General features: G+C 41.2%; 22 protein-coding genes and 1 other RNA gene. 13 read left to right on the plus strand and 10 right to left on the minus strand.

Annotation, left to right across the window (positions count from 1 at the left end):
* Positions 1–102: 102 nt before the first annotated feature.
* Positions 103–1,848 (minus strand): TonB-dependent receptor, encoded by a 1,746-nt coding sequence (locus K1F36_RS12160; protein WP_220114067.1) that lies wholly within the window; start codon positions 1,846–1,848, stop codon positions 103–105.
* A gap of 12 nt (positions 1,849–1,860) precedes the next feature.
* Positions 1,861–4,884, minus strand: a complete 3,024-nt coding sequence (locus tag K1F36_RS12165) for a tetratricopeptide repeat protein (protein ID WP_220114068.1) — start codon at positions 4,882–4,884, stop codon at positions 1,861–1,863.
* A 263-nt stretch (positions 4,885–5,147) separates the two neighbouring features.
* Here K1F36_RS12165 and K1F36_RS12170 point away from each other — a divergent pair, with 263 nt between their 5' ends.
* From K1F36_RS12170 to ppgK, 4 genes are all read left to right on the plus strand, one after another.
* Positions 5,148–5,699, plus strand: a complete 552-nt coding sequence (locus K1F36_RS12170) for a LemA family protein (protein ID WP_220114069.1) — start codon at positions 5,148–5,150, stop codon at positions 5,697–5,699.
* Positions 5,700–5,702: 3 nt separating this feature from the next.
* A complete protein-coding gene (locus tag K1F36_RS12175; RefSeq protein ID WP_220114070.1) occupies positions 5,703–6,731 on the plus strand; it encodes a DUF3137 domain-containing protein in 1,029 nt (342 codons plus the stop codon).
* A 177-nt stretch (positions 6,732–6,908) separates the two neighbouring features.
* Positions 6,909–7,592, plus strand: coding sequence for a cell division ATP-binding protein FtsE (locus K1F36_RS12180; RefSeq protein ID WP_220114071.1), 684 nt, complete (start codon positions 6,909–6,911; stop codon positions 7,590–7,592).
* A gap of 97 nt (positions 7,593–7,689) precedes the next feature.
* The gene (ppgK, locus tag K1F36_RS12185; protein ID WP_220114072.1) at positions 7,690–8,448 is read left to right on the plus strand and encodes a polyphosphate--glucose phosphotransferase; all 759 of its coding nucleotides are present in this window, start codon (positions 7,690–7,692) and stop codon (positions 8,446–8,448) included.
* Between the two features lie 103 nt (positions 8,449–8,551).
* Here the strand turns inward: ppgK and typA are convergent, their stop codons facing one another.
* The 3 genes from typA to K1F36_RS12200 all read right to left on the minus strand — a co-directional run bounded on the left by typA (position 8,552) and on the right by K1F36_RS12200 (position 11,651).
* Complete coding sequence (gene typA / locus K1F36_RS12190; RefSeq protein WP_220114073.1) at positions 8,552–10,351, minus strand: translational GTPase TypA; 1,800 nt, start codon at positions 10,349–10,351, stop codon at positions 8,552–8,554.
* A 97-nt stretch (positions 10,352–10,448) separates the two neighbouring features.
* On the minus strand, positions 10,449–11,006 hold the full coding sequence (locus K1F36_RS12195) for a hypothetical protein (RefSeq protein WP_220114074.1): 558 nt from the start codon (positions 11,004–11,006) through the stop codon (positions 10,449–10,451).
* Between the two features lie 63 nt (positions 11,007–11,069).
* Positions 11,070–11,651, minus strand: coding sequence for a hypothetical protein (locus K1F36_RS12200; RefSeq protein ID WP_220114075.1), 582 nt, complete (start codon positions 11,649–11,651; stop codon positions 11,070–11,072).
* Between the two features lie 73 nt (positions 11,652–11,724).
* Between K1F36_RS12200 and kdsA the strand changes: the two genes are divergently transcribed.
* The 6 genes from kdsA to K1F36_RS12230 all read left to right on the plus strand — a co-directional run bounded on the left by kdsA (position 11,725) and on the right by K1F36_RS12230 (position 18,023).
* Entirely contained in the window at positions 11,725–12,543 is an 819-nt protein-coding gene (kdsA, locus tag K1F36_RS12205; RefSeq protein ID WP_220114076.1) for a 3-deoxy-8-phosphooctulonate synthase, read from the plus strand.
* A 164-nt stretch (positions 12,544–12,707) separates the two neighbouring features.
* The gene (locus K1F36_RS12210; protein ID WP_220114077.1) at positions 12,708–15,044 is read left to right on the plus strand and encodes a TonB-dependent receptor; all 2,337 of its coding nucleotides are present in this window, start codon (positions 12,708–12,710) and stop codon (positions 15,042–15,044) included.
* A gap of 58 nt (positions 15,045–15,102) precedes the next feature.
* Positions 15,103–15,819 (plus strand): DUF4198 domain-containing protein, encoded by a 717-nt coding sequence (locus K1F36_RS12215; RefSeq protein WP_220114078.1) that lies wholly within the window; start codon positions 15,103–15,105, stop codon positions 15,817–15,819.
* Positions 15,820–15,821: 2 nt separating this feature from the next.
* On the plus strand, positions 15,822–16,154 hold the full coding sequence (locus tag K1F36_RS12220; protein ID WP_220114079.1) for a hypothetical protein: 333 nt from the start codon (positions 15,822–15,824) through the stop codon (positions 16,152–16,154).
* Positions 16,155–16,157: 3 nt separating this feature from the next.
* Positions 16,158–16,457, plus strand: a complete 300-nt coding sequence (locus K1F36_RS12225; protein WP_220114080.1) for a hypothetical protein — start codon at positions 16,158–16,160, stop codon at positions 16,455–16,457.
* Between the two features lie 3 nt (positions 16,458–16,460).
* The gene (locus tag K1F36_RS12230; protein ID WP_220114081.1) at positions 16,461–18,023 is read left to right on the plus strand and encodes a PepSY-associated TM helix domain-containing protein; all 1,563 of its coding nucleotides are present in this window, start codon (positions 16,461–16,463) and stop codon (positions 18,021–18,023) included.
* A 2-nt stretch (positions 18,024–18,025) separates the two neighbouring features.
* Here K1F36_RS12230 and K1F36_RS12235 read toward each other — a convergent pair whose 3' ends face one another.
* The 5 genes from K1F36_RS12235 to K1F36_RS12255 form a co-directional block, all read right to left on the minus strand.
* Positions 18,026–18,394: a DUF1801 domain-containing protein gene (locus tag K1F36_RS12235; protein ID WP_220114082.1), complete on the minus strand. Its 369-nt coding sequence runs from the start codon at positions 18,392–18,394 to the stop codon at positions 18,026–18,028.
* Positions 18,395–18,407: 13 nt separating this feature from the next.
* Positions 18,408–19,280 (minus strand): DUF808 domain-containing protein, encoded by an 873-nt coding sequence (locus K1F36_RS12240; protein WP_220114083.1) that lies wholly within the window; start codon positions 19,278–19,280, stop codon positions 18,408–18,410.
* A gap of 91 nt (positions 19,281–19,371) precedes the next feature.
* On the minus strand, positions 19,372–19,827 hold the full coding sequence (locus tag K1F36_RS12245; RefSeq protein ID WP_220114084.1) for a COG2426 family protein: 456 nt from the start codon (positions 19,825–19,827) through the stop codon (positions 19,372–19,374).
* 111 nt (positions 19,828–19,938) lie between these two features.
* Positions 19,939–20,118, minus strand: coding sequence for a hypothetical protein (locus K1F36_RS12250; RefSeq protein WP_220114085.1), 180 nt, complete (start codon positions 20,116–20,118; stop codon positions 19,939–19,941).
* Between the two features lie 170 nt (positions 20,119–20,288).
* Complete coding sequence (locus K1F36_RS12255; RefSeq protein WP_220114086.1) at positions 20,289–21,494, minus strand: NAD(P)-dependent oxidoreductase; 1,206 nt, start codon at positions 21,492–21,494, stop codon at positions 20,289–20,291.
* A gap of 296 nt (positions 21,495–21,790) precedes the next feature.
* On the opposite strand from K1F36_RS12255, the gene ssrA reads away from it, so the two are divergent.
* The 3 genes from ssrA to K1F36_RS12270 all read left to right on the plus strand — a co-directional run bounded on the left by ssrA (position 21,791) and on the right by K1F36_RS12270 (position 25,333).
* Positions 21,791–22,190, plus strand: a transfer-messenger RNA (tmRNA) gene (gene ssrA / locus K1F36_RS12260).
* Positions 22,191–22,425: 235 nt separating this feature from the next.
* On the plus strand, positions 22,426–23,652 hold the full coding sequence (locus K1F36_RS12265) for a site-specific integrase (RefSeq protein ID WP_220114087.1): 1,227 nt from the start codon (positions 22,426–22,428) through the stop codon (positions 23,650–23,652).
* Between the two features lie 235 nt (positions 23,653–23,887).
* On the plus strand, positions 23,888–25,333 hold the full coding sequence (locus K1F36_RS12270) for an arylsulfatase (protein WP_220114088.1): 1,446 nt from the start codon (positions 23,888–23,890) through the stop codon (positions 25,331–25,333).
* Positions 25,334–25,415 lie beyond the last annotated feature (82 nt).

The raw sequence follows: 25,415 nt of genomic DNA on the forward strand, positions 1-25,415 counted from the left end.
ACTATAAAAAGTATATCAACAAAAAACCCGTGGGCTCTCCCACGGGTTTTTAATTTTATACTATCATCAACTCTGTTTTCCGGAGCTCATAGTTCATCTTCTTTAAAAATCAAACTTATAGGACACTCCTGCCAAGGCTTGGAAACCTTGAACCCTAAAGTTGGCCCAACGCTGGTAACTATTGTTGGCAATATTTGATGCCTTTACAAAAATAGATAGTTGCTCATTGAATCGATATCCTACGTGTGCATTGGCATCAAAAAAACCATCTAAGGTTACCTGTTGGAATTGCAACTCGGAATCAAGCGGATTAATTTGGGATAACAAATCATCTCTTTCACCTACATAAAACAAGTTGGCACCCATATACCATTGGTCGGAGATTTGATAATCCATGAAAACCGACCCCTTAATGGAGGGTAGGTTCCACGCTGGATTGTCGGTTTCGGTATCATAATCGTAGAATTCCGCATTGACACCAAGGGAGAAATTACGGTTGACGTCCACATTGATTTCCCCGAAAACACCTAACGTTTTCACATCATCATAAAACACCTGAAAAGAGTTGCCGTAGTAATAGCTTTTTTCATCATCCCGAGAAGTATTAATAGGATTATGAAAGAACAATGGCTTTCTATTCTCGGCCATATAGGAGCCTTTGATGTTGTATCCCACATTGGAGGTCAACTGCCCTTTCAAACCTAAATAGCCTTCATATTGTTGGTCCGTTGGAATAATATCCAAAGTCGGTGAAACAAAGGGATTCTCATTTACAAAATCGTAATAAGAGTTTTGCTTCAACTCCCCTTCTACTCCACCATAGGCGATTACATTTTCGTCCATCACACGGTACGATGCCGTTACAGCGGGATAGATATAAAAATTGTTCTCACTGTTTTCCATATCAAGACCATAAACAATATTGGCCCCCAAGTTAATGGTCAAGTCATCACGCAGGATCAATAAACTCGGCGTTACCCCTGCCTGAAGATTGCTATACTTTTTCTCTCCTGAATTCACTCCTTCCGTAATAGAGCCATTTTCAAAGCTACCCCCTACATAATCGACTTTAGCTGAAATCGTAATCAACTCCTCGGTTATGGGAAGTTCAAATGTTGGATTGATCACCGCGCGGTTCTCCGCAGATTCAGTAGCATCCCAAAAGCGTCTCAACAAAAGATTTCCGCTCTTAAAATAAGAATCTTCCATATTAAAATGCGCTTTGGCCTCGGCATTGAAATAGTTTTGTGTTTCATCCATGGCATTGATCTCACCCTCACTGAACAGTTCGCTCTGAATTCCGTACCAATTGTAAAGTTGATGTTGCAACCCTATGGCCGCACCCCAATCCATATAACGGTCCTTTTTGGCATAGGAAGCATTCAACTTGGTGTCATAGAAATCGGTCTCCAAAGGGGTGGAATCCAAATCACCACGGGACGAGTTATGGGTCAGACCAAAATCCAACAAATCTTCTCCCCTGTTGAATTCCCGACTGGTATAAAAATCCACCAAGGCATTATTGTAATTGCCCAAACCGATTGATGCATAGGAATTGTACAAGGTGGGTGGTGGAGTTTTTTCCACTCCCGAAGCTTTTCCCTTTGCCGGGGTAAAGGTGGATGCCACGGGCACCGAAAATATACTGTAATTGATTTTCTTTTTTTGAAGCACAATGGAATCGTTCAAGCTGGGGGACGATTTGATCTTAAAGGCATCCGAAACGGTCGGGGAATACGGCTTTACCACCGTTACCGTTTCCGTACCAATGTTATCCTCTTCTTGGGCGATAACCATTCCGCAAAGGCTCAAAAAAAGTAATGAAAATATATAGGTTCTCTTTTGCATGTTGTGTCTCGTTTAGTTTTCGTTGAGGTCTACGGATGAATTGCTCTCTGCTTCCTTGGCCTTAATGGTGGCCAGTTCACTTTTGGCATCCGAAACGATTTCATCAAATTCGGAAAAGTTGGAGATGACACTTTCCAAAATATAGGTAGCCTGAAAGGCATCTCCCAGATTGTAGAAGTTCTTCGCCATGATTACCAACCCTTTTCCTGCCCATTCCTTGTATGCAGCATAGTCCTTTGCCAATTTTTGAACCGACTCGTTAGAAGCTTCATAATTCTGCTCCTGATTCTTAAAATAGGCATCGTAGTACCAAGCTTCGGCCGCCAATTCTCCAGATGCTATCTGCTTCACATCCTGGTAAGCAGTTTTAGCTAAGTTCTCATTGTTCGTAGCAATGGCCGAACGAGCAATCATGATCTGCGCATCACTTTTAATACGGTCATCAATTTTAGGGGCCTTCAGCACTTTCTCGGCATAAGCAATGGTCTGCGAATAATCCTTTTGGCCATAATATCCTTTCATCAAATTGGATTGGGCAAAGGTTTTGTTCTCCGAAATATCCGCAGTGTTCTCCAATCTTTTCAAATACGGAATAGCGTTATTATAATCTTTCCTATCCACATAGATTTCACAAACACGCGTTAAAGCTTGTTCCGTGTACTCGCCATTGCCGTCATCGGCAACAGCTTTGTATTTAGGTAATGCCTTATCTTTTTCTCCATTGGCAAAATACAATTGCGCTAATGCGAAATTAGCACTTTGGGCATGCAATCCTCTTGGGAATTGCTTCAGGTAATCCTCATATCCTCGGATAGCCGCAGGTGTTTTGCCTTCGATTTGTTTTCTTTCGGCGGATTCGAAACTTGCATTATCCAGCTCGGAATCGGTCACCTCTACAAAATCCAAGTTTCTGGCCCATGCAGCGTACTCACTTACCCGGCCTTCGTCCACGTAGACCAATTTGGCCGTGGCCACCGCTTGTTTGGCCTCTTGGGTGTTCGGATATTTTTGGACCACTTCCTTAAGTTTGCTCAACGCCTGTTCATTTCGGCTGGAATTGTAATACACCAATCCAGAACGCAACAGTCCACGAGGCGCAAATTTGCTCGTAGCGTATTCTGCGACGATACGGTCGTAGGTTTGCAGCCCCAAACTTTCTTGGTTATTGTTGATATAGGAATTGCCCAGTTCGAAGAGGGCATCATCTCGAAGGGATGAGGAAGGATAATTGGTCAAAAACTCGTTCAGGCCATCGATTTTCGCGGAATTATTCCCCAAAAAGCCATCACATAGTGTTTTCTGGAACGCCGCATAATCCCGCTCAGGACCATTCATACTGGATGCCGTATCGTACGCCTTCTTTGCCAATTGATATTTACTGTTCACAAAATAGCTGTCGCCCAAACGCAAATAACCATCGTTCTTTCTTTGGTTATCGATAGCATTGGAGCCCACAACATTTTGAAAATATGAAATGGCACTATTATAGTCTTTTAATTTGAAGTAAGAATAGCCCAGGTTATAATCCAAATGTTCGTACTCTGGAAGCGATTTGGCAACTGGTGAGTTCTGGAAACGCACAAAATCAACCAAAGCTTCCTCAAAACGGTTCAATCTGTAAGCTGATTCCGCTTTCCAATAAAGTGTCCGGGCCTCAAAATTGGCGTTCGATGCACTTTTCAAGGATTTATCAAATCGTTCCCAAGCACCTTCGTAATCACCATCGATAAATAATTCAATTCCTCGGTAGTACGCCACTTTTTGATAGGTTTCCTTGCTTGCGTAGTTTTGGTTCTCTTCCAACAGCTGCATGGCCCCCTCAAAATTTCGTGAAGTGATATACGAGTCCACCAATAGCTCTTGAACCTCCATTTGATGCTCATCCTTTGGATATTTATCCAAATATGAGGTCAAAACTTGCGGAACCGGTTCGTAGGCGTTTCCGATTTCGTAGCTCAAACGGGCATAGTTCAACCAAGCATCCTTTTGGATTTCTGGACTGAACTCCATTTGCGAAGCATTTCGGAACGCGTTCAATGCTTCGGATTTTTTATCCAATTTTAAATAGCACTCGGCCAAATGGTAGTATGCATTTTGGGAAACTGCATTGCTACCCCCAATGATTTTATTGAACTGTTGAATGGCCTGATCGTAGTTGCTCAATTTATAATGGCTGTAGCCCAAGAGGTAATAATCAGTATTGTTCCATTTGCCGCGCTTGCCCCTATATGCTTCCAAATAGGGAACGGCCTCGGCATATTGTTCCAAATTGAAATAGCTTTCCCCGATAATTTTGTTGAGTTCAGAAATTTCTTCCCTATTTGATTTAGGCAATTGTTTTTTGGCCAACTCAATGGCCTCTTGGAACTTACCAAGCTTAAAATTCAGGTCCGCTTGATAATAGGTCAATTTTTCATCCAGCAACTCTGGGTCTCGGATTTGGTCGAACCGAGCACTTGCCGAGTTGTAATCGTCCTGTTCGTAGGCAATATATCCCAAATAATATTTGGCCTGTGAACCATATTTTTGGGAAGTCGTTACCTTGTTCAGATAGCGTTCTGCCTCTTGCGGACGTTTGGACGCATAAAGCGCATAACCATTATTGAAGTTAAAACGTTCCCGCTCCGAATAGGGCATGGTACTCTCATCCACTTTTTTGTACCATTTTAAAGCGTAGGGATATTTTCCCGTTTCAAAATAGTAGTCGGCCACGTCCAAAAATGCTGAATTTCGCTTGGTAGATGTTGGGTAACGCTCTACAAAGTCTTTCATCATTTTATCCGCTCCGCGCTGATTCAAACGTATAGCGGCGTTCGCGGCATAATAAGCGCTATTGGCTTCGGTCTCCCCATCCTTGGTGGATGCCTTTACGGACTCAAAAATGTTCTGAGCGGCCTGGTATTGCTCGTTGTTGTAGAGCGCCAAGGCATCTTGATAGGCTTTGTTTTCGTGGGTATATATCTTGGTTTCCTGTGCGGATAGCACAAAAAAAGTTCCCATAAAAATGGGAATTAAAAGGAGGTTTTTTCGATTCATAGTGTTCTACGCTCTTCTCGATTGACTTTACACATAACGTCAAATTTAAGGCCAAAGTATATTTTAATCTGTCATTTACCGAAATTTACGAAGCCGAACTTGATTTATTGGCACGAAATAGTATTTTTAAGTCCTCTATTGAAAACCCCTTCAATAGTTAGAATTCCAAACCTCAACATATAAAGCCCATTTGGGCTTTACGATTACAAGAAAGGGACAATCCTTTTGTTTGTGTTCCATTGTCTAATTTATACCATGTTGAGATGTCTTATTTTATTTTGATTATTGTCCTTATCCTATTGTTTTGTGTTTTCCTATACAACAACCTAATCAGTAAAAAAAACAAGGTCGAAGAATCTTATAGCACCATTGATGTGATGCTAAAAAAGAGAACTGACCTCATTCCCCAACTCGTAACAACGGTAAAAGGCTCCATTCAGCACGAGCGGGAAACCTTGACCGAGCTCACCCGACTCCGAGAAAAAATATTGGACAAAGAAGTGGGAACTGAGGAACGGTTTCAGTTAGAAAGTCAGTTGGGAATCATGTTGGGGAAATTGCAGGTGCGCGCCGAAGCATATCCGGATTTAAAGGCCAATCAGAATTTTTTATTGTTGCAATCCAGCCTTAACGAAGTGGAGGAACAACTCTCCGCAGCACGAAGAGCATACAATGCCGCCGTAAACTCCTTCAACAATGCCATTGAAATGTTCCCCTCGAACCTTATGGGTAAAATGATGGGATACCAGCAAAGAACACTCTTCATCATTAAGGAAGAAGAGAGAAGCGTACCAAAGATTTCATTCAACTCGTAGCAAATGGTAGATTTAAATAAAATCAGGGACGAGCTGCATCCGCTTCTATTGAAAGCAGAACAAATACGAAGGAAACATATTGTTTATCAAAGTGTATTTTCAATTTTAATGTCACTAATGATTTTTGGATTTTTGCTTTTGCCCATCATTACATATTTCAACAATGCCGGCTTTAGCAAATGGATTGCCAATGTGACCGAAGGAAGTTCGTGGAACCCCATTCAAGTGATAGCAACGTTATATTGGGTGCCTTTTTTCATTACGATGATTGCCTCCTATACCACCAAAAATAAATACAAGGCAATGGAAAGGGAAATAATAACGATTGCCCTGAATAAAATGGTGCCCGAACTGAAATTTGACCCCAAAAGACAGATTACCCCAAAACTGATTGAAGAAAGTAAACTGCTCCCCTCCTATGCCCAAATCAAAAAAAGCCAAAACAAGCAGGGTGGTTATAACCTCCATTTTGGGACTTTAAAAGGAACAGTAGGAAACACATCAATAACCATGGGAGATGTCAACATCATCAACCAGGGGGTTTATGGTTCCTTTTTGATGTACATTCCTTTGTTCCCCTACCTCAATTTTGCCTATAATTATATGAGGCCTTATTTTTCCAAACATCATTCCACAGAGAATTTAGGAAGTAGTTTTGTTGGAATGTTTGCCGTGGTCGATTTTAATAAAAAGTTTAAGGGATACACCATTGTTTTGCCCGATGCAATGGAAAAAAGGGTCGGATATCTGGCAAAAAATCTACAAACTTTGAATGCTGCAAGAGGTGAACTTGTACATCTGGAAGATATGGAGTTTGAAAACGATTTTATGGTGTACAGTACCGATCAAGTTGAGGCCCGATATATTCTATCCACCTCCCTAATGGAAAAAATCACCCGATTAAAAAGAAAAATTGACAAACCCATTATGCTGTCGTTCAATAAGAACAAATTGTATCTGGGCATACAGCATCCACATGGTTTTTTGTGTTTTGACAAGAAGAAAAACTTATTGACCTCCAATGTTTTTTGAAAAGATACACGATGATGTTTATGCTGCCATAGGCATTGTGGAAGATTTAAACCTGAACACCAGAATCTGGAAAAACGAATCTGTGGAAGTTTCAAAATAAATTTGGGATTAACCTTTTATTTTGATGTCGCTTAGCATATTTTCAAATACTTTTGTGTAAGAAGCTGAAATAAAATTATGTCCGAAACCATTCTAAAATTAAAAGACGTAGCGGTATTCCAAAACGAGAACATGGTTCTCAACGATGTTGACCTCGAGGTCAAAAAGGGAGAATTCGTCTATGTAATCGGAAAAACAGGTAGCGGAAAAAGTAGTTTTATGAAAACCCTTTACGCCGACCTTCCCTTAAAACAAGGTGAAGGACAGGTAGTGGATTTTGACCTAAAGACCTTGAAAGAAAAGGATATTCCATTTTTACGCAGAAAGCTGGGCATTGTTTTTCAGGATTTTAAATTGCTGCCCGACAGGAACATCAACAATAATCTCAATTTTGTTCTCAAAGCGACCGGTTGGACAGACCCCAAGAAAATGAACGATAAAATCGAGGAGGTTTTGGACAAGGTTGGCATGAAAACCAAAGGTTTTAAGTTTCCCCACGAACTATCAGGTGGTGAACAACAACGGATTGCCATTGCAAGGGCCCTGCTCAACGACCCTGAGCTGATTTTGGCGGACGAGCCTACAGGTAACCTTGACCCGCAAACCAGTGTCGAGGTGATGAAAGTTCTTCAGGACATCAACCAAAATGGGCGCACCATTATTATGGCGACCCACGATTACGCCCTAATCCTAAAATATCCGCATAAAACGTTAAAATGTGATGGCAGCAAAGTGTTCGAGGTAATCCAAAAAGCGATATAACACCCAAAACACCTTTTTAGTGGATTGATTTCCACTGAAATTACTTGGTCATCAAAAGTTTTTGTTACTTTGTTCAAACTAACATTGATTCCTTTCTATGGAGATTCTTGGTATTGATATTGGCGGGTCGGGCATTAAAGGTGCCCTAGTAAACGCCGAAACTGGAGAGATGTTGACAGAACGCTTCCGAATTCCAACCCCAAAATCAAAAAAACCCAAAGATATGGCCAAAGTGGTGGCCGAAATCGTGGAACACTTCAATTATGAAGGACCTGTGGGCTGTGGATTCCCATCCATAGTAAAAAACGGGGTTTGCAAATCGCCAGGAAACCTTCATCCAAGTTGGGTGGGTGTTAATATCGATGAATTATTCACCGAATATACCGGACATGAATTTACCGTACTCAACGATGCAGATGCCGCTGGCTATGCCTCAATGAACTATGGTATTGGAAAAGGTAAAAATGGTCTTGTAATAATGATTACCATCGGAACAGGACTAGGTAGTGGTGCCTTCTATAACGGTGTGCTCATCCCAAATTTTGAGCTGGGCCAGATTCCATACAAAAAGCACAAAAAGATTGAAAAATGGGCGGCCGCTTCGGCAAAAGAACGAGAAGAGCTCAGTTTTAAAAAGTGGGGCAAACGCTTCAATAAATTTCTAAAACTGGTGGAGCTTATCGTTTGCCCCGACCTTATCATTGTTGGCGGGGGAACCTCAAAAAATTGGGAGGAATTCAGTCATCATATAGATATTGAGACCGAGGTAATCAAGGCTGAATTAATGAACCATGCAGGTATCATTGGAGCTGCCGTAGCGTGTTTGCGAGAACAGCACCACGGACATTTGCAGTAAATTTTAAGATTAAAGAACTTGGGCCTCTTCGCTTGTTTTAAAAAGAAAAGCGAATGAAGTATATCACTCCATCCGCTTTATTCAAATGTCAAATTGAATTATCTTAAACTACTTTATTTCTTTTTCTATCTACCTCTTTTAGGTATATTTTCCTAAGTCTCAAGTGGTTTGGAGTCACCTCTACGTATTCATCCTTTTGAATGTATTCCAATGCTTCTTCCAGAGAGAATTTGATAGCAGGAACAATCTTTGCCTTATCATCAGCTCCAGAAGAACGAACGTTAGATAGTTTTTTGGTCTTGGTCACGTTCACTGTCATATCATCCTGACGGGAGTTTTCGCCGATTACCTGCCCTTCATAGATATCCTCTCCCGGGTCAATAAAGAACTTACCTCTTTCCTGAAGTTTATCGATGGAATAAGGAATCGCTGTTCCGTTTTCCATGGAAACCAAAGAACCGTTCAATCGCTGGGCGATATCCCCTTTCAATGGTTGATATTCAAAAAATCTATGCGCCATAATGGCCTCACCTGCGGTAGCCGTCAACAATTGGTTTCTAAGACCGATGATTCCTCTGGATGGAATTACAAATTCACAAACCATTCGGGAACCTCTTGCCTCCATACTGGTCATTTCCCCTTTTCTGATGGATACCATCTCAACAGCTTTTCCTGATACTTCTTCTGGCAAATCAATGGTCAAGTGTTCCACCGGTTCACATTTAACTCCATCAATCTCCTTGATGATAACCTGTGGCTGACCAATTTGAAGCTCGTAACCTTCCCTACGCATGGTTTCGATCAAAACAGAAAGGTGCAATACCCCACGGCCATAGACCAAGAATTTATCGGCACTATCGGTTTGTTGTACACGAAGCGCCAAGTTTTTCTCCAATTCTTTTTCCAAACGCTCCTTGATGTGACGGGAAGTAACAAACTTTCCATCCTTACCAAAAAACGGACTATCGTTGATCGTGAAAAGCATACTCATGGTAGGCTCATCAATAGCGATAGTCTTCAATTTTTCTGGGTTTTCAATGTCGGCAACGGTATCCCCGATCTCGAATCCTTCCATACCCACAATGGCACAAATATCACCAGCAACCACTTCTTCTACTCTTAAACGGCCCAAGCCTTCAAAAGTGTAAAGTTCCTTGATCCTAGTTTTTACGATGGAACCATCTCTTTTCACCAAAGAAACCTGTTGTCCTTCTCGAAGTTTACCACGTTGCAATCTACCAATCGCGATTCGCCCTGTAAACGATGAGTAATCCAACGAAGTGATCAACATTTGAGTGGTACCTTCTTGAGGTTTGAACTCAGGCACGTGTTCGATCACCATATCCAACAACGGCTCAATGTTCTCGGTCTGTACTTTCCAATCCTCGCCCATCCAGTTGTTCTTTGCAGAACCGTAAACGGTTGGGAAATCCAACTGCCATTCTTCGGCACCCAGTTCAAACATCAAATCGAATACTTTCTCGTGCACTTCTTCCGGCGTACAGTTTTCTTTATCCACTTTGTTAATCACCACGCAAGGCTTCAAACCAAGGTCAATTGCCTTTTGAAGCACAAAACGGGTCTGTGGCATTGGCCCTTCGAAGGCATCCACCAACAACAAAACCCCATCGGCCATGTTCAAAACACGCTCTACCTCACCACCGAAATCGGCGTGACCAGGGGTATCTATAATATTAATTTTTGTGTCTTTGTAAACAACGGAAACGTTTTTGGAAACAATGGTGATTCCACGCTCCCTTTCCAGGTCGTTGTTATCCAATATCAGGTCGCCCTTGTTCTCGTTTTCGCGGAACAACTGGCAATGGTACATGATTTTATCGACCAAGGTAGTTTTACCGTGGTCTACGTGTGCAATGATTGCAATATTTTTGATTTTGGACATAACCTATTTTTTAAGCCCGCAAAGATACTGCTATTTTTTCTTGTGCAACACTCCTAAATATTATTTTTATCTTATTGATTTTGTGATAGTTCCAAATCTAAAGACCAACACACCAGCGTTTTTCGCTGATAATCCAACCAATACTCAAGTTTACAACGGGTTGAATGGTTCCTTTGAACGGCCCTACATAGTAGCCGGCACCGGCATCAATAGAGAAACTGAAGCCTGAATCAAAACTGCGTTGAATGCCATAAACCAGACCACCATAACCGTGAATACCATCTACCAGTTGCCCCTCGACCACACGGTCTCCGGGAGAAAAGATAGCTGCTGATGGTGCGATGTAGTTGCCCGAATTCCCATAAATGGACCTCCTGCGTCTTTCCCGACTGTTCAAGTTGTGGTAATATCGGTTTTGAACGGTAATGGCAGGAAAAAAATCAAAATCTTCCAAAGGTTGGGAACTAGCTGGTTCCAGAGCGACCTGATATGCTACGCGAATATCCAGCGTACTGTTCACGCCCAAAGCCATCTCATACTCAATACCGGGATTAAAAGCATTGAGCTTAAACTGGCGGATTTCGCAGTTTGTCCCATATTGGGCTTGGGTCAGAAATCCAATCAAAAGGAAAGCCAAAAATAATAAGCGACGCATGTAGGTTAATTTGGTAGTACTATAACCCTAAGTTGAGCAAAATAGTATGCTTTAATGTGCTTTTTAGTCAAAATACGGGTCTTTTTTCTTCCGTTTGGTCGCCACCCAACCAAAGGTAAAGTTTATCAAAGGTCCATAACCATCGGGCACACCATCCCCTTTGTAATATCCTGCCCCAAGTTCCAAATTAAAATTGAAGCCTTTCTCATACGTACGCTGTATACCGTAAGCCAGTCCGTAAAAACCTAGATTGAAATCGTCCGGACCTTCAACGTTTGTGGAAATCCGAAGTTGTGAAAAGAAAATAGCTTGAGCGGCGGCGATATAATTCCCAGAGTTACCAGAGGTATTTTTGTCCAACCGCTCCCTCCTATCAAAATTATGGTAATAGCGGTAACGGTTGTTCATTGCCAAACCGAGTACATAGCCCTCTTCGTATGTAGCATTGGCCAAACCAAGGTTGGTGGACACACTCTGGTTTTTAAACAGACCCAGTTCATAGGTAAATCCAGGGCTCAATAAATTCAATTTAAATTGATGTCGCTCCAAATGGGCCAAATCAAAAGTACCTCCCCGCTCTTGCCATTGAGCGTTTGCGAAAGTTGAAACAAAACAAACTAAAATAAGAACGTATGTATTTTTCATGGTCGATGGTTTGTATCGATAAATCTAAAAAGGATACCATGGTTTAATAGTATATTTGTGCAAACTTTAAGAAATGGACATCACCAAAATTCCACAGATAAAACACACGGAGAGCGATAATTTTTTCTTATTGGCAGGCCCTTGCGCCATTGAAGGCGAGGAGATGGCCATGCGAATTGCAGAAAAGGCGGTTGCCATTACCGATAAGCTTAACATTCCTTATATTTTCAAGGGTAGTTTTAAAAAAGCGAACCGGAGCCGCATGGATTCCTTCACCGGAATTGGAGATGAAAAAGCTTTAAAAATTCTTCGAAAAGTTTCGGAGACTTTTGGTGTTCCGACCGTAACCGACATTCATGAAATTTCTGATGCCGCCATGGCTGCTGAATATGTGGACGTTCTTCAGATTCCTGCCTTTTTGGTTAGGCAGACCGATTTGGTCGTAGCTGCCGCAGAAACAGGCAAGGTCGTCAACTTGAAGAAAGGGCAATTTATGAGCCCTGAAAGCATGAAGCATGCCGTTACCAAGGTAACGGAAACTGGAAATGAGCAGGCCATTATCACCGATCGTGGAACCATGTTCGGATACCAAGACATGATCGTAGATTTCCGTGGCATTCCTACCATGAAGCAATATGCCCCAGTTGTACTGGATGTTACACACTCCCTTCAACAGCCCAACCAATCCTCTGGAGTTACCGGCGGAAGACCCGCGCTGATAGGAACAATGTCCCGAGCAGGAATCGCAGCTGGTGTAGATGGACTTTTTATGGAAACCCATTTTGATCCTGCAAATGCCAAAAGTGATGGCGCCAATATGCTGGATTTAAGTTTATTGGAAAAACTTTTGACGGATTTGACTGCAATTAGAAAAACTATCAATTCACTGTAAACTCTTCCGAGACTACAATTTTAACAAAATCAACAAACTGATTTTAAGATAATTATATTTAATTTTTAAGTTTATTTATAATTAGTCTAAATATTTTTTGCCTGATTAAATGTTGGGACATACATTTGCATTCGAAATTTATTTAGACCAATTACAAATAACTAATGAAGAATATATTACTCATCCTCAGCCTAGCTGTCTTCTCTTTTTCACAAGCCCAAACAGGAAGTTTGGAAGGAAAAGTGACCGATCAAAGAAACAACGCCCTATCAGATGTAAACATTATGCTGTCCAACACCAGTTTGGGCGCCACATCCGATAGTTCGGGTTCTTACAAAATTGAAAATCTTGCTCCTGGCGCCTACACGCTTACCTTTTCTATGGTAGGTTTTGGAATGCAAACTAAGACCATCACGATCAATGCTGGACAAACCACACAAGTTCCAACGGTTAAAATGGTGGAGAAACAAGAGCAGCTCAACGAAGTTATTGTTGAGGGACATCAAAACAAATACTTGGAAAGGGAGCCTTCAACTTCGCTTCGGCTAAAAACCGAATTGGTGAAACTGCCACAAAATGTACAGGTCATCAGCGACGAGCTCTTAAAAGATCAGCAAGTAACCACCATAATGGACGGACTTACCCGAAATGTGAGTGGTGTTACCATGTTGGAACATTGGGGACAATTTGCCCGGATCAACATGCGTGGTTTCCGTTTACCAGCTTTCAGGAACGGAGTAAACGTCCAAGACAGCTGGGGACCATTGGCCGAAGACATGAACACGGTGGAACGCATTGAATTTGTAAAAGGCCCGGCCGGATTTATGATGTCCGCAGGTGAGCCCGGTGGTTTTTATAATGTAGTTACCAAAAAACCTACAGAAGAGTTTGTTGCCAACGCATCTTTTACAGCAGGTAGCTTTGACTTTTATCGTGGTACTGTTGATGTGGGTGGCAAAGCCTCCGAAAATGGAAAGTTGCTCTATCGTTTCAACGCCATGTACCAAACTACTGACAGCCATAGAGGAAATGAGCAAACCGATAGATTTGGCATCGCTCCTGCCCTAACCTATAAGTTTAGCGACAAAACCTCAATTACTGCTGAAATGAACTTGCAGGATGCTGAATCCTTCTTGGGGTCTGCCTATATTTTTGCGCCTGTGGAAGATGGATACGCGAGCCTGCCCCGTGACTTCAACTTTGTTGACACCAATTATCCAAAAACCGACATTCAAGAAGTTACTTTCTTTTTGAATGCCAAACACGAATTTTCAGATAATTGGAGCGTTGAAGGTCAAATGGCATATTTAAGATATGATCAAATTGGAAATTCTGCATGGATAGCAGGACTTGATAGCGATACCGGAGATGTTGTTAGGACCATATCCCAGTGGGATGCACTATCCGTAGGTAAATATGCTCAGTTATATATTAATGGTGCTTTCAATACTGGTGCTGTTTCACATAAAATATTGGGAGGTTTCGACTTTAGCGATAAATCCTATTGGGCTGATTTCTCGGTAACACTTCCTGTAGATACTGCAACACCCTTTAATATTTACAATCCCCAATATGGTGTTACTATTCCAGAGTTCGACCGTTCAGTAAATGTTCAATACAGAAACGGAGGTGCCCCATATAGTGCAAATACGTTAAGAGGATACTACTTGCAAGATGAGGTTGGTTTCTTGGATGATAAAATTCGATTGACCTTGGCCGGACGGTACACGAACTTGTACACGCAAGGAAAAACGGAAAACGATGACGTATTTACACCACGTGTTGGTTTGAGCGTTGATATTTTGCCCGATTTGACCGTTTACGGACTCTACGACCAATCTTTTTTGCCTCAAGCAGGAATGAGTGTTGATATGGAACCTTTGAACGACCCTGTTGATGCCAACGATATTGAAGGTGGTATTAAGAAAAGTTTCTTCGATGGACGATTAAGGACTTCTTTAGGGGTCTATCAAATCACCAAAGAGAACATCTTGACCACAGACCCTTCCAATCCTAACTTCTCCATGTATTTGGGCGAAGTACAGTCAAAGGGAGTAGAATTCGACCTACAAGGACAAATTACTCCAGAACTAAATATAATCTTGAACTATGCCAATACCAAGGTAGAAGTAACCGAAGACCCCAATCCTGACATTGTAGGCACCAGAGTGGCCGGTCATGCCAAACATGTAACCAATGGGTGGTTAAATTACAACTTCGCCCAGACATCATCGTTGAACGGATTCGGTGTTTCTTTAGGCTACCAATACCAAGTAGATAGATCTACATGGGCCTGGGCCGCTGATAACCAGTCCGACCTTCCAGATTATTTTAGGATGGATGGTGCCCTATCATGGAGAAACAGCAACTTCAGGGTTCAGTTGAACATCAACAATATTTTGGACGAATATCTATATTCCGGTGCCAATTATGGCTCTTACCTCTATTGGCAATCGGAACCGGGAATCAATGGAAGACTTACCGTTGCTTATAGTTTTTAAACCGAAACAATTTAATCAGGGCCCATGCAACATCATGGACCTTTAAATGCAAATGATCATGAAAACAAAATTCATTCTTTTTTTAACTTGTCTCTTTGGGACCCTTACCGCCCAGGCCCACTACTTGTGGATAGAGACCAATGGAACTGGAAAACTTGGTAAAGCACAGGAAGTACGTGTACACTATGGTGAGTACACTTATGGAGTTATTGAAAAAGTAGAAGGTGAAGCCTTTCCTGCAGTTTCTAAATTTACCCTTTGGGTAATAGCTCCCGATGGCACAAAGACCCAATTGAGCACAAAAGCTAAAGAAGACCATTACTTGTCGAGTTTTACCCCATCACAAAACGGTGTTTATACCATTGCCCTGAACAATAATGAAATCGATGTGATCGATTATACCCAATACGATTTCGGGATTTTTAAGACACATTATCATTCTACCGCAAAAGTAAAAGTGGGAACCGATGGCGATACCAAAGCGGAAAATCCAGAAGGAATAGTGGTAAAACAATTGGAAAATGACGGGAAGGAAATCAAACTCCAAGTTTTGTACAAGGGAGAGCCCATAGCCAAAAACGAACTTAAGGTCTATGTCTCCGACCTATGGTCGAAAACATTGTACACCGATGACAACGGCGAAGTTTCCTTTGCTTTGCCTTGGAATACAAAATACATTGTGGAGACCACGACCAAAGAGGAGATTCCAGGCACCTACAATGGCGAAGAGTATGAGTTTATCTGGCATTGTGCCACCTACTGTATAAAACAATAACAATGTTCACGGGAATTTCCCTTCTAACCTCAATTTCCTTTTACCTGCTGTACAGTACATCAAAAAAAATGTCGGCCGTTGGGAATCTGGGCTTTGAAAAATCGATTGGAGAACACGGAAGAGCATCCAAGTACATTGGCTTGGCCTTAATGATTTTATCATTGGGGCTGAGCTGCTTTTATTGGGGCATAGGTGCAGGAACATTTACCTTTTTTATCATTTTAATGACGATTGCCAGTTTAGTTATACTCTTGGCTCCCTTGCGATTGCTGAACTATACTTTTTTACTATTGACTTTTACCTGTTCATTTATTTTTGAAGTTCTTCTGTTTTAAACTATGCCCGCCAACAAAAAATACCTGACCCCATCTACCTCGCAACGTTTTGCCAAGATATCCGCTGCCATTTTGGGCGGTTTGATCGTTGCCGTAACTTTTCATATGGCACTGGCCAGCTGGTTTAATCACGTTACCGTGATCATCACCAGTACCTTTTCCGCTTTTATCCTATGGGCCATTTTAATGGTTGTTGCTTTTTTGGGCAAAAATGGCTGGAAAATCTGGGGCATCTATCTTTTGGCAAGCCTTGTGCTCTTTGTGATCTTTTATTTCGGAAACCAAACCAACCCACTTGTTTAAACCATGGGAAACCGCATCTACAATATATTGTTCCACACGCATACCGTAAGCGGTATCGTAATCAGCGTTGCACTTTACGTTATTTTCTTTACAGGTTCGTTCTCCTTCTTCAGGGATGAGATTACCAATTGGCAACGCGGGCATACCGTGACCCAGGAAGATGCAATATCCGGAAGCGTGGACCAATATCTTGACGAACTCTCCAAAGAACACAATCTTTATGGTCGTGATGTGGAGCTGCGCCATTATTATAATGAAAGAAATATTTCCGTAAGCATTGGGGCTTCTCAAGACTCTCTAGCCACTGAAAAAGACAAAGCCCGCGTCTTTTTTTATTTGGATACGGTGGACAATACCAAAGGAAGCTACGAGGGCAATTACCATTTGGGCGAGTTTTTGTACCGCCTTCACTTTTTGGACCAAATCCCATATCCCTACGGCAGATATTTATCGGGATTGGTGGCCTTCTTCTTCTTATTTGCAATTATCACGGGAATCTTGGTGCATTGGAACAAGATTGTCTCCAACTTTTACACCTTCAGGCCGTGGGCCAAGATCAAAACTATTTGGACGGATGCCCATACTGCTTTAGGGGTAATCGGTTTCCCTTTTCAATTTGTGTATGCCGTTACCGGAGCCTTCTTTTTGCTCAAGGGCGTTTTGATTCTTCCTGTGGTGATGGGAATGTACGATGGTGACCAAAACAAACTATTTGAAGACCTGGAGTACAATCATCCTGTATATGAATTTCAGAACGAGAAACTGAACAAAGAGATTCATCTTGATCAACTTGTGGGCCAAATGAAGGAGGAATGGCCCAATTTTAGAATGACCGAAACCCACATCTTTAATTACGGGGACAAAAATATGCATGCCGCCATCAGCGGATACCTTGGTTACGAAACTAAATTAAATGGTCTTGGATACCGAATCTACAATATGGCCGATGGTTCCATCGTGGACGAAAAAGTTCCTGCGAAAAACAATTCATATTTGGATGCAGTTAAAAACATGATGTTCCGTCTTCACTTTGGTGATTATGCGGGCATCGGGCTTCGTTTAATATCTTTTATTCTTGGACTGATCTCCTGTTTTGTTATCCTATCCGGGATCATGATCTGGCTTGTAGCTCGTGATAAAAAGAATATCCCAGAAAAACGCAGAAAATTTAACGCACAAGTAGCCAATTGGTATATGGCCATCTGCCTTACCCTACTTCCCATTACTGCTCTAGAGTTTATCCTTGTAAAGTTTGCAACAGAAGTCAACCGCACCTTTTTGTACCAGACCTATTTTCTTGTTTGGTTAGCTGCATCTGTTTTCTTTATCCTTAAAAAGGATATTGCCTTTACCAATAAATGGACATTGATCTCTGGTGGTATTTTGGGATTGTTGGTTCCGATTGCCAACGGGATTGCATCGGGCAATTGGATTTGGATAGCCTATCAAAATGGATACCAGCACATTCTTTTGGTGGATTTGCTCTGGTTAATTTTGGGAATTGTATCGCTCTGGATAGCTTTCTTTAAACTGAATACCCCTAAAAAAGAACTCGCACCTTCCTAAACCTACTTCTTGTAAAATCCTTTATGTTTAAGCGAATAGCATTCCTGTAAAACCTCCTCCAACACCTCTTGGTCGATTTCTTCCAACGAAAAATAGCGAAGCGATTTGACCACCTTTCGGTTTTCATTGACCATTTTATCCAAATGCAATGTGAGATGGGCCGAATTCCAAAAGGCTATGTCCACATACTTCTTTTTTTGGGAAACATTTAAATAGCAGATGGGCTGTTTGCCCGCATAAAAGCAAGGGATGCTCCATTTATATTTCATGTCAACATCAGGAACAACAGACTCTATCACCGCTTTTAGGTGCAACAAAATGCTTCTGTAAGGTTCTGCCTGGTTGATGATATACTCTTCTGCTGGATTCATAAAAATGACTTGCTTACGACCTACTTTTGAACAGCTTTTTCACCAACTTCAATATTAGAAGCGCAACAAATCCGATGACCAGCCCAAAAATAAAATCCTTTAACAAGGAGGGCAGGCTTGGGAACAAATGATGGAAAAATTCAATATTATGGGTAAAAATACCCCCTGAAACCAACAATAGGGCCAAGGTTCCAACAATTGACAAGCCTTTGATGATTTTTGGAAGTGCATTCACCAAAACTTTACCCACCTTATCGGAGAAGCTATCCGTTTGTTCGTTCAGGTTAATGAGCTTGTAACCGTAATCGTCCATACGAACAATTAAAGCAACAATACCATAAACCCCAACAGTGGCCAATAACGCCACGACGGACACAGTGGCAATACGAATGGTCAATGGTTCATTGACCACGGTACTCAATGCAATAATGACAATCTCAATAGAAAGTATGAAATCCGTGATGATGGCCTGCTTTATTTTTTGTTTCTCAAGCTCCGGCAAATCTTCTTTAGGTATTTCGGTGGGGGCGGCGTCATGGGCTTCCTCTCCTCTATGAAAAATGTACTCGTATACCTTTTCCGCCCCTTCATAAGCCAGATAGACCCCACCTAAAATTAAGATAACAGTAATAGCAACGGGCAGATAGGCACTCAACAAAAATGCTATGGGCAGAATAATCAATTTGTTCAAGAATGAACCTTTGGTAATGGCCCATAGTACGGGAATTTCCCGGCTGGATAAAAATCCCGTTGCCTTTTCGGCATTCACCGCCAAGTCATCCCCCAAAATACCTGCTGTTTTTTTTGTGGCGACCTTGCTCATCGTTGCCACATCATCCATAAGTGCGGAAATATCATCTAAAACAGCAAAAAAACCTGATGCCATAAGCTTTGTTTAAGGTTAGTGATTTAAGTTGGAGACAAAATAAATAAATCCAACCTTAAGAATAATGGTCAAAATCGAAAAAACTATTGTCTTAAATGCCTTCCATGGACATTAAGGTGGCCGCCCAAATAATTACAGAGGAGAAAAAGATTCCGATTGTATTTGCCGCAAAAGCTTCACGTTTTTTCATTTTGAATAGGTATGCTGCTATGCTACCGGCATAAACCCCTGTACCTGGCAGGGGAATCATAACAAACAATACAATCCCCAAGAATCCGAAACGCTGTATTTTGTTTCCCGAACCCTTTTTGGCTCTTTGACCTACGAAGACAGCGGACTTTTTATAAAAACGCCATTTGATCAAATGACGGTTGATGTATTCCAAAAAGAACATCATTAAAGGAAATACCATTACATTGGCCAAAAAACACACAATAAATACAACATACTCATTAACCCCTTGGTACATCCCGTAGGGAATACCGACCTTGGCCTCTCCAAAAGGCGATATACTCCAAAGTGCCGCTATAATCAAATCTTTGTGCAACGTAGTTATAATTTAAGCTGACAAAATTAATCAGGAATTTACATTTTGCGTCTTTGGCAACCCTTAAAAGTTTATTAATTGTGATTTATGTAGATTAAGTTCTAAATAACTTTAAGCCAGGGAAGAAAATGATGAGCCATTTATAGCCTGATCAAAACCAGACAGAATTTGATTAGTATACTCCTTTGGAGTTCTATCCGATATAGAAACCCGTTTATTGTCCACATCCACATTGAAATGAAAGCTGGAAAAGTCGGTATCGACATCCAGTCTAGACAACAGGAATCGCATAATTCTTGGTCTGAGGCTGTACTCTAAATCAATACAAGTCCTTTGCATTGCTGGATTGTCATCTCCAGAAAACACCCAATTGAATTTCACTGGCTTACGGAAATTAGGACACACAATATACTAAAAAACAGTCCACAGTCAACCTATAAGCATGTTTTTTGGACGAAGAGTTATTCTTTACCGTCCACGTAATCTTGTAGGTATGCATAACGTTCGGTCAGCTTCCCATTTTGGGTCATACGGGCCCTTTCAAGAACTCCGTCTTTGTCGTTATTGAAAAACGAGGGGATTACATACTTAGAGAATGCTTCGCCAAAACCAACACTGGCATCCCTGGGCAATTCACAGGGCAAGTTGTCCACGGCCATTACGGCAATGGCATTTTCCGACATAAAATCGGTTTCTTTTTCAGAATACGGGTCATAGCCATAAATGGGGTCCGCAATGGTAGACGGACGAATGGTGGTTGCCACCGGGCCATCAATATCACAACTGATATCGGCCACTACTTTTATTTTGAATTCCGGTTGTTTGGCATCTTCCCGGGTATACAGGTATGGTGCGCCGTCACCATAAAAATGTCCCGCAATATAAAAATCTGTCACTTCGGCAAATCGGAAAAAATTTGATTTGTATTCCCCAGGGTTCTTGAAAAAATCCAATTTGTTGCCACGGACACCATCCTTACGCTTGTTATAATCAGAGGCATCTATCTGGCAATATACTGGCTCTTTGAAGGTGTCGCTCAGGTATTCGGAGACACTTACTTTTTTTAAACCCATACCATCCAACATTTCCTTTGCCCCATTGCCCACTCTACCTTTGCCGGTAAGCAATATTTTGATGTTGGGCAGCTTTATTTTTTTAAGCTCGTTAATCAAGGCCTTCTGATCCAGAAGAGACTCGGCTTTGGGCAATTGATACAGGTTATATTTTAATCCGTAAGTTCTGAACCCGTTGTAGGCTCCAACAATTCCCGCATAGCGCCCGAATGCCACCAATCTGGCCCCTTTAGCGTTGGTAATTACCTCATGATCGTACAACTCGATGTTTTTGTCCAATATGGCTCGGAGCAGTTCCCTATTGTAAGGTTGCTTTTTTATGGTATGGGAAAAAAAGAAATATTTTTTATTGGGAATCAACGCATCAATGGGAACTTCCTTTACGCCAAGTAGCACTTCGCAAACTTCCATATCATTGACCACTGATAGGCCTTTATCGGTATATTCTTGGTCTGAAAACACTCGAATTGGTGAGGATTCGACCAAAATATCGGCCTTTGGGAATTTGGACAAGACATTTTGACATTCTTCTGGGGATAGCACTACCCTGCGGTCTGGTGGATTTTTACGTTCCCTGATAATTCCGAACTTCATATAACATTTTGGTATAATTGTTGACCAAAATAAGAGGAAAAGGCAGGGTAAGCAAACTTTTTATTGTTTGATGGATATGCGTTACCTTTGCCGACCGCGTTAGGGATAGAGGCAAGTACCCTGCCTGCGGCAAGCAGGCTTGTACGGCCGATAGCCCGACCGAAATGTTGCGAAGCGATATTTGGGTAACGCTCTAAAAAGAGTTCTTTGATAAAAAAGTGAGAGATGTTTATGCCCTTCGACTTCGCTCAGGGCATAATTCGTTTACGGTAAGCTAAGCTCACCTAACTCATTATGGGGCCGACCGGTTTTGACAGCAAGACCAATGGCGATGTAAGCATGCCGAGCGCTGGGATATAGCTCGTTAATCTCATGTTTCACACTTTTAATTGGCGAAAATAATTACGCTCTTGCCGCATAATCTGAATTATAGTAAGATTTGCCTCGTCCCTACAAGGTAGGGAAGCGAGATGTTCCTGAATAGCCCTTGTTGACGGCGATTCGTTTAGGAGCACCAAAAAAGTCAACACAAGGGTGTCCGCTCGCTTTGGCGACACCTCTAAAACCTAAAGAAGATAAGTGTATGTTAGGCCGTATCTGGTCAGGCATACATCGAAAATTAAGCAGATACTAAGCATGTAGAAAGCATGGTTATTGCTTGTTTGGACGAGGGTTCGAATCCCTCCGGCTCCACTAAAACACCATCAAAACAACACATTAAACCTGTAAATTACTGATTTACAGGTTTTTTTATTTTATTTGGTTTCGTTTAATCTCAATTAAAATCAGTTTGAAAGGCACCAAATCGATACCCATTTTAAAAATTAAAAAAAGGTATCGATATCCTTGTAATATTCTCTTTTATAATATTTTACAAAACTCCAATAAGTTATTTTTCATACCTTTATTGACATAAATCGATACCCAAAATATGTCAAATTCCTTTGCAGTCTTATTTTACCTTAAAGACAAACGTCTCGACAAGAACGGGAAAGCCGGACTATACCTAAGATTAACAGTAAATGGCCAACGATCAGTAATAAGCCTTCATAGAAAAATCGATCCTGAAAAATGGGACTCCAGAATGAACAGATTGAAAGGAAAAGGAGTTGAAGCGGAAGAACTAAATCGATTCATGTCCACTGTTCGTCATAAGGTAAATAAGATTCACCATGAATTAGTAGAAGAAGGAGAATTTTTCACTGTACATGATGTAAAGGATAAGTTTTTAGGCAATGACAAAAGGGTTAAGATGTTATTGGAACTCTTTGATCAACACAACCAGCAAATGAAGAAGCTAATTGATATTGAATTTGCTCTGGGTACCTATAAAAGATATAATACCACAAGAAATCACATCGCTGAATTTATAAAGTCTGAATTCGGAAAGTCAGATATCCCTGTTCGAGATGTGGATTTGAAATTCATTAAAGGATTTGAGTACTTCCTAAAAACTGCCAAAGAATGTAACCATAACTCGGCTTTGAAATACATCAACAACTTCAAGAAAATCATCCGTATGGCAGTAGCACATGAGTGGATCAGCAAAGATCCATTTTACAACTATAAAGTGCACTTCAAAACCGTAGAGCGTGAATTTCTATCCAAGGAAGAGTTGCAGATTTTGGTGAGCAAAGAAATAGAAGGGCAACGTTTGAATGTTGTGCGCGATATGTTTGTTTTCTGCTGCTATACCGGGCTTTCCTATATAGATGTCCAAAAACTACAGCCAAACCATATTGTCAAACATATAGACGGAACCCTTTGGATAAAATCCAAACGGACCAAAACAAAATCCAGATTGGGAATTCCACTACTCCCAACAGCCTTGGCCATCATTGAAAAATATGAAGATCATCCCAAAGTAGCCAATGGAGATTGCGTTCTTCCAGTATTAAGCAACCAGAAATCCAACGCATATCTTAAAGAGATTGCCGACCTCTGTGCCATTAAAAAGAATTTGACGACCCATTTGGCCAGACATACTTTTGCTACAACCGTGACCCTATCCAATGGCGTACCCATTGAAACTGTTGGGCAAATGCTTGGTCACAAAAATCTTCGTACGACCCAACATTATGCCAAAATCATTGATAGAAAAGTTAGCGAAGATATGGCTGTATTGAAAGAGGTTTTAGGTAAACAAAATACAATGTGAATTGAAAAGGTCCATATCCCTAGCTAACATAGCTCAAGGAAATAGCAATAAATCAACCATTGTTGAACAATCAACAATGCATACGCTTGGATTCAGATTTACCCTTTATTTATTTACCTAAGAAATTTAGAAGAAATGACGGTGTATCCAATATAAGTATCATCTAGAATTGGGTGATTTAAGCAAGCAACTTGATTTTTATATTAGTTTTGTAAAACCAGGGTTCACCAAAAAAATGAAACAAGACCATCCGTATCCAAACTTCCAACTATACACCATGTTTTTTAAGAAAATATCCAAGATTGCAATTACGCAATCAAAAATCAGTTATTTAGGCGCAATTGGTTTCGCTATACTCGTTATTTCCTGTAAGGAAGAAGCTAAAAATACTATCGCCGGCAAACCAAATATAATTTATATTTTAGCCGATGACCTTGGCTATGGAGACCTAGGTATATATGGTCAGGAAAAGTTTTCTACACCTAATATTGATCGACTGGCATCACAGGGCATGGTCTTTACCCAACACTATTCCGGGAGTACCGTATGTGCACCCTCTCGTTCGGCCTTGATGACAGGTATGCATACAGGACATACGGTTGTGAGAGGAAACAAGGAAATTCAACCAGAAGGGCAATATCCAATTCCAGATAATACATACACCATTGCCGAGGCCTTGAAAAATGCCGGTTACATTACAGGTGCTTTCGGGAAATGGGGATTGGGCTTTCCAGGGTCACAAGGTGACCCGATAAATCAGGGATTTGATGTTTTTTACGGATACAATTGTCAACGAATGGGGCATAACTATTACCCTTATCATCTTTGGTCGAATAAGGACTCTATCATTTTGTCCGAGAATTCAAATAAGCGTGATGGGATATATGCCCCGGAACTAATACACGCCCAAACGCTCAAATTCTTGGAGGATAACCAAGAGAACCCCTTTTTCCTATATGTGCCCAGTATTATTCCGCATGCGGAACTGGCAGCTCCAGAAGCCTATATGGAGAAACATAAGGGAAATTATCCACCTGAAGAAATGTATAAAGGCATCGATGATGGGTCAAAATTCAATCAAGGGGCCTATCGTTCCCAGAAAAATCCACATGCCGCTTTTGCTGCAATGATCAATGTACTGGACGATCAGGTGGGGGATATTATGGCCAAGGTAGAAGAATTGGGGCTCTCCAAGAATACCATAATTATTTTTACATCCGATAATGGGCCACATAGGGAAGGTGGAGCCGACCCGGAATATTTTGACAGCAATGGACCTTTAAAGGGGTTGAAAAGAGATTTGTATGAAGGGGGTATCAGAGTCCCTATGATTGTGAGGTGGCCCGGGAAAGTAACCCCCAACAGCAAAACAGATCACATATCAGCTTTTTGGGATGTTTTTCCAACCTTTTCCGAAATTGCGGGAATAGCCGCTCCAAACGACCTTGATGGTATTTCATTTCTTCCTACACTTTTGCAAAAAGAAAACCAGGAACAACATGATTATCTGTATTGGGAATTTCATGAAAAAGGGGGGCGACAAGCCATAAGAAAAGGTGACTGGAAGGCCGTTAAATATGATGTTCTAAACAATCCAGAAGCTCCTATTGAGCTCTATAATTTAAAAGATGACTTGGGTGAAGAGAACAATATTGCTCCATTGCATACGGAAGTAGTGTAGGAAATGCAATCAATTTTTGATACGGCACGCACAGAATCTAAGGTTTTCACCTTTTCTTCGGATACGGATTTGACCAAAGATC

It is taken from the genome of Flagellimonas abyssi (assembly GCF_019457905.1).
Classification (GTDB): Bacteria; Bacteroidota; Bacteroidia; order Flavobacteriales; family Flavobacteriaceae; genus Flagellimonas; species Flagellimonas abyssi.

Coding starts and splice junctions, on each gene's coding strand:
- K1F36_RS12255 (WP_220114086.1), bottom strand. CDS start 21,494: ATGAAGTTCGGAATTATCAGGGAACGTAAAAATCCACCAGACCGCAGG.
- K1F36_RS12160 (WP_220114067.1), bottom strand. CDS start 1,848: ATGCAAAAGAGAACCTATATATTTTCATTACTTTTTTTGAGCCTTTGC.
- K1F36_RS12195 (WP_220114074.1), bottom strand. CDS start 11,006: ATGCGTCGCTTATTATTTTTGGCTTTCCTTTTGATTGGATTTCTGACC.
- K1F36_RS12175 (WP_220114070.1), top strand. CDS start 5,703: ATGGTAGATTTAAATAAAATCAGGGACGAGCTGCATCCGCTTCTATTG.
- typA (WP_220114073.1), bottom strand. CDS start 10,351: ATGTCCAAAATCAAAAATATTGCAATCATTGCACACGTAGACCACGGT.
- K1F36_RS12250 (WP_220114085.1), bottom strand. CDS start 20,118: ATGCGATTCCTGTTGTCTAGACTGGATGTCGATACCGACTTTTCCAGC.
- K1F36_RS12240 (WP_220114083.1), bottom strand. CDS start 19,280: ATGGCATCAGGTTTTTTTGCTGTTTTAGATGATATTTCCGCACTTATG.
- K1F36_RS12235 (WP_220114082.1), bottom strand. CDS start 18,394: ATGAATCCAGCAGAAGAGTATATCATCAACCAGGCAGAACCTTACAGA.
- K1F36_RS12215 (WP_220114078.1), top strand. CDS start 15,103: ATGAAAACAAAATTCATTCTTTTTTTAACTTGTCTCTTTGGGACCCTT.
- K1F36_RS12220 (WP_220114079.1), top strand. CDS start 15,822: ATGTTCACGGGAATTTCCCTTCTAACCTCAATTTCCTTTTACCTGCTG.
- K1F36_RS12180 (WP_220114071.1), top strand. CDS start 6,909: ATGTCCGAAACCATTCTAAAATTAAAAGACGTAGCGGTATTCCAAAAC.
- K1F36_RS12270 (WP_220114088.1), top strand. CDS start 23,888: ATGAAACAAGACCATCCGTATCCAAACTTCCAACTATACACCATGTTT.
- K1F36_RS12170 (WP_220114069.1), top strand. CDS start 5,148: ATGTCTTATTTTATTTTGATTATTGTCCTTATCCTATTGTTTTGTGTT.
- K1F36_RS12165 (WP_220114068.1), bottom strand. CDS start 4,884: ATGAATCGAAAAAACCTCCTTTTAATTCCCATTTTTATGGGAACTTTT.
- kdsA (WP_220114076.1), top strand. CDS start 11,725: ATGGACATCACCAAAATTCCACAGATAAAACACACGGAGAGCGATAAT.
- K1F36_RS12265 (WP_220114087.1), top strand. CDS start 22,426: ATGTCAAATTCCTTTGCAGTCTTATTTTACCTTAAAGACAAACGTCTC.
- K1F36_RS12200 (WP_220114075.1), bottom strand. CDS start 11,651: ATGAAAAATACATACGTTCTTATTTTAGTTTGTTTTGTTTCAACTTTC.
- K1F36_RS12210 (WP_220114077.1), top strand. CDS start 12,708: ATGAAGAATATATTACTCATCCTCAGCCTAGCTGTCTTCTCTTTTTCA.
- K1F36_RS12230 (WP_220114081.1), top strand. CDS start 16,461: ATGGGAAACCGCATCTACAATATATTGTTCCACACGCATACCGTAAGC.
- K1F36_RS12225 (WP_220114080.1), top strand. CDS start 16,158: ATGCCCGCCAACAAAAAATACCTGACCCCATCTACCTCGCAACGTTTT.
- ppgK (WP_220114072.1), top strand. CDS start 7,690: ATGGAGATTCTTGGTATTGATATTGGCGGGTCGGGCATTAAAGGTGCC.